General features: G+C 65.7%; 9 protein-coding genes. 2 read left to right on the top strand and 7 right to left on the bottom strand.

Annotation, left to right across the window (positions count from 1 at the left end; genetic code table 11):
* Both VTU_RS27235 and VTU_RS0113565 read left to right on the top strand, forming a co-directional pair.
* On the top strand, positions 1–1,450 hold a 1,450-nt coding region (locus tag VTU_RS27235; protein ID WP_322835862.1), incomplete at its 5' end, for a type II secretion system protein GspD.
* Between the two features lie 188 nt (positions 1,451–1,638).
* Positions 1,639–2,577 (top strand): cation diffusion facilitator family transporter, encoded by a 939-nt coding sequence (locus tag VTU_RS0113565; RefSeq protein ID WP_010105019.1) that lies wholly within the window; start codon positions 1,639–1,641, stop codon positions 2,575–2,577.
* 10 nt (positions 2,578–2,587) lie between these two features.
* Here VTU_RS0113565 and VTU_RS0113560 read toward each other — a convergent pair whose 3' ends face one another.
* The 7 genes from VTU_RS0113560 to VTU_RS0113535 form a co-directional block, all read right to left on the bottom strand.
* A complete protein-coding gene (locus VTU_RS0113560; protein ID WP_201766142.1) occupies positions 2,588–3,421 on the bottom strand; it encodes an ImmA/IrrE family metallo-endopeptidase in 834 nt (277 codons plus the stop codon).
* Positions 3,382–3,648 carry a helix-turn-helix transcriptional regulator gene (locus VTU_RS34435; protein WP_201766141.1) on the bottom strand — a complete coding sequence of 89 codons (267 nt, stop codon included), beginning with the start codon at positions 3,646–3,648 and terminating at the stop codon, positions 3,382–3,384. The genes VTU_RS0113560 and VTU_RS34435 overlap by 40 nt, the downstream gene beginning before the upstream one ends.
* 61 nt (positions 3,649–3,709) lie before the next feature.
* Positions 3,710–4,039 (bottom strand): type II toxin-antitoxin system RelE/ParE family toxin, encoded by a 330-nt coding sequence (locus tag VTU_RS31595; RefSeq protein ID WP_010105018.1) that lies wholly within the window; start codon positions 4,037–4,039, stop codon positions 3,710–3,712.
* 125 nt (positions 4,040–4,164) lie between these two features.
* Positions 4,165–5,160 carry a 2-hydroxyacid dehydrogenase gene (locus VTU_RS0113550; protein ID WP_010105017.1) on the bottom strand — a complete coding sequence of 332 codons (996 nt, stop codon included), beginning with the start codon at positions 5,158–5,160 and terminating at the stop codon, positions 4,165–4,167.
* Between the two features lie 18 nt (positions 5,161–5,178).
* Complete coding sequence (locus VTU_RS0113545) at positions 5,179–6,630, bottom strand: sodium:proton antiporter (protein WP_010105016.1); 1,452 nt, start codon at positions 6,628–6,630, stop codon at positions 5,179–5,181.
* Positions 6,631–6,677: 47 nt separating this feature from the next.
* A complete protein-coding gene (gene pncB, locus VTU_RS0113540) occupies positions 6,678–7,898 on the bottom strand; it encodes a nicotinate phosphoribosyltransferase (protein ID WP_010105015.1) in 1,221 nt (406 codons plus the stop codon).
* 101 nt (positions 7,899–7,999) lie between these two features.
* Positions 8,000–8,491, bottom strand: a complete 492-nt coding sequence (locus VTU_RS0113535) for a universal stress protein (protein WP_029554391.1) — start codon at positions 8,489–8,491, stop codon at positions 8,000–8,002.
* Positions 8,492–8,835 lie beyond the last annotated feature (344 nt).

Raw genomic sequence — 8,835 nt, 5'->3', positions numbered from 1 at the left:
CGTGCGCGAGGCCTTGCAGGTCATGTTCGGACCCGAGAATCTGGCAAGTCCCTATGCGGGGAACGCCGGTGCAGCGGCCGGCGCGTCCGCGCAGGTGGTCAACCCCTTGGAGGGGTTGATCCGGGTATTCCCGGTCGAACGTCTGAATGCGCTGGTCGTGGTCACCCCGCGCAGCCAGCTGCTGACCCAGGTGGAAACCTGGATCCGGCGCCTCGACCGCCCCACCGACGCGCTCGAAGCGGGCCTCTTCGTCTACCTGGTGCAAAACGGTTCCGCGCAGCAGCTGGCGGACATGCTCAGCAGCCTGTTCGGCGGTGAGTCCGCGTCCGCCAAGCCGGGTGGCGGCGTGGCCACCGGCTCCGCGCCCCCGCAATTTGCCCGGGGCGTCGGGCACGCTTTTTTCGCCGACAGCGTCAACACCGCAGGCAGTGCAACGCCGGGCGCAGCGCCCTTGCAAAATCCGGACGGCAATGCCCCTGCGCCCGGCAGCAGCACGTCCGTATCCGCGAACCAACTCGACGGCAATGTGCGCATCGTCGCCGACGAAAAGCGCAATGCCCTGCTCATCCGGGCCCCGCGCACGGAATATCGGCGCATCGAGCAGGCGCTGCGCGAACTCGACAAGGCGCCGTCGCAGGTGCTGATCGAGGCCAGCATCGTCGAGGTCAGCCTCACGGGCAATCTGCAATACGGCGTCGAATGGTTCGTGAAAAACAGCCTCTCGGGAAGCCGGGAGGGGCAGGCGCTGCTGAACATGCACAAGAGCGGAGACATCGGCGCCAAGCAACCCGGCTTCTCGTACACCCTGCTGAACAAGGCCGGCATCGTGCGCGCCACGCTCAATGCCCTGGCCGAAAAATCGCAGGTCCGCCTGCTCTCCAGCCCCTCCGTGCTGGTGCTCAACAACCACAACGCCACCATCCAGGTCGGCCAGCAGCAGCCCGTGAAGAACTCCACCGCGGTGACCGCGGGCAACCTCATAACCGAATCCATCACCTACAAGGACACGGGGGTGATGCTCTCCGTCACGCCGTCCGTGAACGCGGGCGGTTTGATCACCATGGACATCTCGCAGCAGGTCACCGACGTTGGCGACTTGGACTCGGCGACGGGCCAGCGCGCGTTCCTCACGCGCCAGATTCAGACGCGTGTCGCGGTGCGCTCGGGCGAGCCCATCGTGCTCGGCGGACTGATCCGCGAAAACGACAGCAACGGCCGCAGCGGCGTTCCCATCCTGTCGAGCATCCCGCTGCTGGGCGCGCTGTTTGCCAACACCACGAACAACAACAACCGCACCGAGCTGCTCGTGCTGATGACGCCGCGCGCGCTCGAAGACGACGATCAACTGCGCGCCGTGAGCGCGGAAATGCGCCAGCGCATGCGCAACATGACCCTGGATTCGCAGTCATTGGGGTTGCGCACCGAAGACGTTCCGGCAGCGTCCAAGTAATCGGGTTCAAAATTTCCGACAGGTGCTTGGCCAAGACCACGCATCGTTGTCCCGGTGGTGAAACGCCGGCAAGCCGTTTTCAGCAGCCGGAAAGTCCGCCCGTTCCGTTTGCGCCGGCACCGCGCAGCCATGCGCGCTCCCCGCTCTGGTGTAATCAGGGTTTTCCTCAACCCCACCTGACAAGCCCCATGCCCACTTGCGCCACCGTCCCGTACCGCTGGCTGACCCCGCGCCATTTGCTGTGGGCCTCGGTGGCCGTGGCGCTGATCACGATTGCGCTCAAGACGCTGGCTTGGTACGTCACCGATTCGGTGGGCCTGTTGTCGGACGCGATGGAGTCGTTCGTCAACCTGGCCAGCGCCATGTTTGCACTGGCGATGGTGACGGTGGCGCAGCGCCCCGCCGACGACGACCATCCCTATGGGCACCACAAGGCGGAATACTTTTCCTCCGGCTTCGAGGGCATCCTGATCGTGGGCGTGTCGGCGGGCATTTTCTGGGCCGCCGGCCACAGGCTGCTGGATCCGCAGCCGATCGCGCAGGTCGGTTGGGGCCTGGGGCTGTCGGTGCTCAGTTCGGCGCTCAATGGCTTGCTCGCCTGGGTGATGTATCGCTCGGCGCGCGTGCACCGTTCGATCGCGCTGGAGGCCGACGCGCGCCACCTGGTCACCGATGTCTGGACCTCGGCCGGCGTGCTGGTCGGCATTGTCGGTGTCTCCCTCACCGGCTGGCTCTGGCTGGACGCGCTGGCGGCCATCGGGGTGGCGCTGAACATCCTCAAGGAAGGCGTGGAACTGGTCTGGCGCTCGTCCCAGGGCCTGATGGACAGCGCTGTCGAGCCCGAGGCGCAGGTCCGCATCGACGCCACGCTGCAGCAGTTCGTGCAATTGCAGCCGCCCGGCGCCGTGCGCTTCGACCACGTATCGACCCGCCGCGCGGGCCAGCGCCAGTTCGTTGACCTGCACCTGCACCTGCCGGCCGACTGGAGCCTGCGCCATGCCGCCGAACTGCGCGGCCAGGTCGAGCAGGCCCTGATGCGCGCCGTGCCCGGTCTGCGCGCGACCATCGAGTTATTGCCTGCCGATATGGAGACGTATGGTGCTGGCTTGCAGGGCGGTGCGGAGTGATCAGGGGGCGTCAGGTCCGGTCTGCTTGGGCAAAGAGGACCCTGACTTTGAGGTCGTTCAGCCAACTGATGTCCAACAGTCGGTCGTGCTGCATGCGGCTGACCACGATACCCGGGTGAACGCCAACCTGTTTTGCAAACGCCTGCACGGCGGCACGGGTGCGAGGCAGTTCTTCCATGGCGCGGGCATGCTGTGGCGGAATCAGCCAGTCGCGTGCCCAGGCATTGGCTTCCCCCTCTTTATCGGAACTCCGGCCCGTGTGGTCGGGATCGTCGAGGAACACCGCGTTCTTCTGCTGGCTGTGCAGCAGGATGTGGGCGGCTTCGTGGAAGAAGCTGAACCAGAACTTGTCGTTGGTTTTTCCGTACGACGACAACTGAATCAGCGGGCGATGTGGACTGAGCCAGCGTGCTACGCCAGAGACATGCGTTTTCGGCAGTGCCGGAACGAGCACAAAAGCCACCCCAGCTTCACGCAGCAGATGTTGCAGTTCGGGGACGAACTCCTGCGGCGTTTGATGGGTCAGCGCCCGGATGTTCCCCAGCGCTTGGCGCAACCGCAGTTCGTCGTACCGAGGGCCCTCGAATTTTTCGGCCTCCCGTTCACCGAGCCGCAGCCACACTGAAATGGCGGCAACATCTGCCTGGTCTTCGCGACTGCGGCGGAACGCGATTTCCATCTGTTGTTCATACCGGCTTTCCCATTGTTTGGTGCCCGCAACACCAAAAAGGGCCAGCAGTTCTCCCACAAGATCCGGCTTCGTCTTGGCACTGAGTCGGCGCTTGACCAGCACGCCCTGATCCATCAGTTCCTTGATTGGAAAGCGCTCAAGCCACGGCACCATGGTGGCGTTGCGCTGCGCCGTTTTTGCAGCGCTACGCGTTCCCGGTACTGCGCCTCCCGGGTCAGCCAGAAGCCGGCCCGAGCACCCAGCACGCTCTGAAGGCGTATGGCCGCATCTTCGGACAAAGGCACCTTGCCTTTGATCAGCTGATTCACATGCTTGGTAGAAAAGCCGAGACGATCCGCCAGTTGCTGCTGAGTCCACCCACGCTCCTCCAGCAGGTCCAAGATGGTGTCCCCTGGCGGCGACACCCATTGCGGCGCAAAAGCAGTGTCCATTTCAAGCGCTTCAGTCATGGTAGTCCCCAATAAATTCGATACATACGACGGTCACGGCAGACCAATCAATGGACCCGTCTTCCCGACGTGCAACAGGGTCATTGGCTGGCGCAAAGACCAGACGCCTGCCGCCATCAAGCGCCAGAGAAAACTGTCCCAACCGATCTCCTTTGAGCGGATGCGGACGGCCCGCCTTCAGATCGCTCATGCACGAGGCTGCCGTCAAATCTGCCCAACGAGCGAGCAGTTTGCGCGCTCCGGAGTCTCCAAGCTTCTTTCTCGCGACGGCCTCCTTCTCACACAGTTGCCGTAGTCGCTTGTCCTTGAATCGAATTTCCAAGAACGCTCCTTGATTCGATTGAGCGAATCACCGAGTTTACCAGATTGGTAAATCAAGGAAAGCCCGTTTGCCAAAAGGAATCGTGCGACATCAGCGCGCGTCTCTTGCGCCAGGATCGATCCCCCTCACCCCCCTTGGCGCGCCGTGGCGTTGGGCGTATTGATCGGCGTGAGCGCGCCGCGCCCGTCGAAGAAGGCGATCAGGTTGTCGGCCGCGAGGTTGGCCATGGCGCGGCGCGTGGGCTCGGTGGCGCTGGCGATATGCGGCGTGAGCACCACGTTGGATAGCGCGAGCAGGTCCGGGTGCACCTGCGGCTCGCCTTCGAACACGTCGAGCCCCGCGGCAGCGATGCGCCGTGCGCGCAGCGCCTGCGCGAGCGCGGCGTCGTCGACGATGCCGCCGCGCGCAATGTTCACCAGCGTCGCGCCGGGCTTCATCAGCGCGAGTTCGGCCGCGCCGATCAGATGGTGCGACGCAGCGGTGTAGGGCAGCACCAGCACCACGTGGTCGGCGCTGCGCAGCAGGTCTTGCTTGTCCCGGTAGGTGGCCTTGCATTGCGCTTCCAACTCGGGCGTCAGGCGCGAGCGGTTGTGGTAGAGCACCTGCATGCCAAAGCCATGCGCGCCGCGCCGCGCAATTCCCTGGCCGATGCGGCCCATGCCGATGATTCCCAGCGTGCTGCCGTGGATGTCGGCGCCGGCGAACATGTCGTAGCTCCACTGCGTCCATCGGCCGGCGCGCAGGTAGTGCTCGCTCTCGGTGATGCGGCGCGCGGTCGCCATGAGCAGCGCAAAACCGAAGTCGGCCGTGGTTTCGGTGAGCACGTCGGGCGCGTTCGTGCCCTGCACGCCGGCGGCGTTCATTGCGTCCAGGTCGAAGTTGTTGTAGCCCACGGCCATGTTGGCGACGATCCTCAGGCGCGGCGCGGAGGCGAGCAGCGCGGCGTCTATGCGCTGGCTGCCGGTGGTAAAGGCGCCGTCCTTGTCGGCCAGCCGGGCGGCCAGTTCGGCAGGGGTCCAGATGGCGTCCTCGGGGTTCGCCTCGACCTCGAAATGCGCGCGCAGGCGTTCGACGACGTCGGGGAAGATCGCGCGGGTGACCAGGATCCGGGGCAGGCTCATGGGATGTCTCCAATCAAATCAACGGAACCAGATGAAAGTCATGACGCCGAACAGCGGCAGCAGCACGCAGTACGCCCACAGCATATAGCCAAAGAAACCGGGCATCTTCACGCCCCGGTCCTCGGCAATCGCTTTGACCATCAGGTTCGGGGCGTTGCCGATGTAGGTGTTGGCTCCCATGAACACCGCGCCCGCGGAGATCGCCGCGAGCGTGGGCGCGAGCCGGGTCATGAGCGCCGCCGCGTCGCCGCCGGCGGTGTTGAAGAAGACGAGGTAGGTGGGCGCGTTGTCCAGAAATGAACTGAGTATTCCCGTGGCCCAGAAGTACATGGCCGGATCGGGCGCCCCGTCGGGCCGCGTGACCGCCGCGATCACGGCAGCGAACGGGCCTTCGGCGCCCGCCCGCAGCATGGCGATCACCGGGGTGATGGTCAGGAAGATTCCCGCAAACAGCATCGCCACTTCCTGCATCGGAGCCCAGCCGAAGCGATTGTCTTCGTGCACCTGCCCGGGGGTGATGCGCAGCGACGCCAGCGTCACCAGGATCAGGCCCACGTCGCGCACGGCGCCGGGCAGGCCGATGTCGGTTCCCGCGATGTTGAAGGACACCGGGGACTTCCACATGCCGCTGAGCAGCACCAGCGCCACCACTGCGCCGAGCAGGACGAAGTTCGCCTTGCCGTCGAAACCGATGGCGCGGTTGTCCGGCGTGGGGTCGCGCGGCAGCAGTTCTTCGCGCCGGTGGTAGTACCACGAGTCCAGCGCAAAGAAAATCAGCAGCAGCGCGCCCACCAGGAACAGGGTCTCCGGGAAGATATGGCCCGCGGTCCAGAAGAAATCCACGCCCTTGAGAAAGCCCAGGAACAGCGGCGGGTCGCCCAACGGGGTGAGCGAGCCCCCGGCGTTGGACACGATGAAGATGAAGAACACCACCACATGCGCCACGTGCTGGCGGTCGTCGTTCGCGCGGATGAGCGGGCGGATCATGAGCATGGACGCGCCCGTGGTTCCCATGAAGCTGGCGAGCAGCGCGCCGATGGCCAGGATGGCCGTGTTCACCCCCGGGCGGCCGTGCAGGTTGCCCCGGATATGGATGCCCCCGGCGACGGTGAACAGCGCGGTGAGCAGGAGCACGAACGGGAGGTACTCGGCCAGCAGCACGTGCACCAGACCCGCGCCCGCCACCCCGGGTCCGAAGCGGGCCGCAAAAGGCAGCAAGAACGCCAGCGCCCACGCCGCCGCGACCTTGCCGAAATGGTGGTGCCAGAAGTGCGGCGCGAGCAGCGGCAGGAGCGCAATCGACAGCAGGATTCCCGCAAAGGGAACGCCCCAGAGCAAGGACAGCGTGCTGCCGTCGATCTCGCCCGCGCGGGCCGTGCCCGGCAACGCCGCCAGAAGGGCGGCGCAGGGGCCGGCGCATTTCAGTCCGGCGAGCCGGGTCAGAGCAATTCGTGCGCGCGCAGGGTTCATGGGTCTTGTATTCATCGGATGGTCAAAAAAAACCCGGGCGCCCTGGCTCACGCCGGCGCAGGGATATCGAACACCTGGCGCAGATAGGCCAGGTACTTCTCGTCGTCGCACATGCCCTTGCCCGGCGAGTCGGCGAGCTTGGCCACCGGCTGGTCGTTGCAGCGCACCATCTTGATGACCACCTGCAGTGGCTCATGCGCCGGCGGGCTGCCCAGGTCGTTCGTCAGATGGGTGCCGATGCCGAACGCCAGCTGGCAGCGGCCGCGGAACTGCTGGTACAGATCGATGGTGCGCGCGACCGTGAGCGCGTCGCTGAAGATCAGCGTCTTGCTCCGCGGGTCCACGCGGTGCTGGCGGTAATGCCCGAGCAAGCGCTCGCCCCAGTCAAAGGGGTCGCCGCTGTCGTGCCGTGCGCCGTCGAAGAGCTTGCAGAAATAGAGGTCGAAGTCGCGCAGAAAGGCGCTCATTCCGTACACGTCGGAGAGCGCGATTCCCAGGTCGCCCCGGTACTCCTTGGCCCAGATCTCGAAGCCGAACACCTGGCTGTCGCGCAGCCGCGGGCCCAGCGCCTGGCAGGCTTGCAGGTATTCGTGCGCCATGGTGCCCAGCGGCGTCACGCCCAGCTTCATCGCGTACAGCACGTTGCTGGTGCCGGCAAACTGCCCCGGGCCGGCGGGCGCTCCGGGGCGCTGGTCGCCGGTTCCCAGCCGGGCCACCAGAGAGCGCAAAACCTCCTCGTGCCAGGCGCGGCTGAAGCGCCGGCGCGTGCCGTAGTCGGCGATCTTGAGCTGCGCCAGGCCGTCGGCCTGCAAGAGCGCGATCTTGTCGTCCAGGCGCCGGCGGCCTTCGGCGAAGTTCGGCTCCTTTTGCGTGTTGCGAAAGTAGACCTCGTTCACGATCGCCAGCACCGGTATCTCGAACAAGATGGTGTGCAGCCAGGGCCCGCGGATGCTGATGTCGATCTCGCCGTTGCTGCGGGGCGTGACGTGGATGTATTTCTCGTTGAGCCGGAACAGCCCGAGAAAGTCCACGAAATCGCTCTTGATGAAGCGCATCGAGCGCAGGCAGGCGAGCTCGGCGTCCTGGAATTGCAGGCTGCACAGCGCGCGGATCTCGGCGCGGATCTCTTCGGCGAACGGCGCCAGTTGCACGCCAGGGTTGCGGCATTTGAAGCGGTACTCGACCTGCGCGCCCGGAAACTGGTGCAGCACCACCTGCATCATGGTGAACTTGTACAGGTCGGTGTCGAGCAGGCTGGTGATGATCATGGGCAGGGCGGCTCCAAGGTCCGCAGACCGGACGCGAAGCTCGCGAAGTGTAGGCCATCCGGGGACGCCGCCGGGCAGGGTTGCGGGCCCGGGGCCTGTTTTCAGACCCCGGTGTCTTCGGCGTCTTCGGCGGCGTTGTCCGCAGCGGCGGCCTCCGGCGCCTCGGCGTGCTTGACGATGGTCACGGGAGCCGGGCTGGCGTGCGCGACTTCCTGCGACACCGAGCCCAGCAGGGCGCTGCTGATGGCTCCCTGCCCCCGGGCGCCGATGATGACCAGGTCGCAGCCCGAGCGCTCGATCATGTCCACCAGCGTGTGCGCCACGTCGCCCACGCCGACCGCGGTCTCGCACGGGACGCCGGCCGCCTCCAGCAATGCACGCGCCCGGGCCATGAGGTGCTCGCCGGCTTCGAGGCTGGCGGCGGCGATCAGTTCCGGGTCGCGCACCGTGACCATTTCGTACAGCGTGGCGGGCTCCTGCACGTGCGCCAGCACCACGGTGGCCGCGAGCCCCTGGCGTATCAGGGTCAGCGCGTGGCGCACGCCGTCCAGGGAGAGTTCCGAGCCGTCCACGGCAATGAGTATCTTGAGCATGCTGTGCATTCCATCCGTTGGTTCGTTGACCCCGCCCGGGCGCTGTGCACGCCAAGCACTGGGCTTGGCCCTCATCCGTCGCGCAGCCTGCGGTAGCGCATTCTTGCACCGCGGCGGGCGCCATCCGCATCGCACCGACCGGCCCGCGTCTCCTGGGCGGCGCGCCCTTGCGGGGGATGCATCCATGCCGTCTCCTCGGGAAGTCCGGGTTTCCATTTATTTCTCTGGTGATTTTTTGTGCATCTGATTGCGGCACAATCGGATTTTCAAAGCGATCACAGTGGATTGACATGAAAGGCAGCGCGCTGCATGCGCATCTTCCTGGAGCAAAAACGCCGCAGTCG

The organism is Verminephrobacter aporrectodeae subsp. tuberculatae At4, assembly GCF_000193225.1.
GTDB classification, from domain to species: Bacteria; Pseudomonadota; Gammaproteobacteria; order Burkholderiales; family Burkholderiaceae_C; genus Acidovorax; species Acidovorax aporrectodeae.
The sequence above is the reverse complement of the archived record's forward strand: the minus strand, read 5'-3'. Positions and strand labels throughout refer to the sequence as shown.

Coding starts and splice junctions, on each gene's coding strand:
- VTU_RS0113565 (WP_010105019.1), top strand. CDS start 1,639: ATGCCCACTTGCGCCACCGTCCCGTACCGCTGGCTGACCCCGCGCCAT.
- VTU_RS0113560 (WP_201766142.1), bottom strand. CDS start 3,421: ATGGTGCCGTGGCTTGAGCGCTTTCCAATCAAGGAACTGATGGATCAG.
- VTU_RS0113550 (WP_010105017.1), bottom strand. CDS start 5,160: ATGAGCCTGCCCCGGATCCTGGTCACCCGCGCGATCTTCCCCGACGTC.
- VTU_RS0113545 (WP_010105016.1), bottom strand. CDS start 6,630: ATGAACCCTGCGCGCGCACGAATTGCTCTGACCCGGCTCGCCGGACTG.
- pncB (WP_010105015.1), bottom strand. CDS start 7,898: ATGATCATCACCAGCCTGCTCGACACCGACCTGTACAAGTTCACCATG.
- VTU_RS0113535 (WP_029554391.1), bottom strand. CDS start 8,491: ATGCTCAAGATACTCATTGCCGTGGACGGCTCGGAACTCTCCCTGGAC.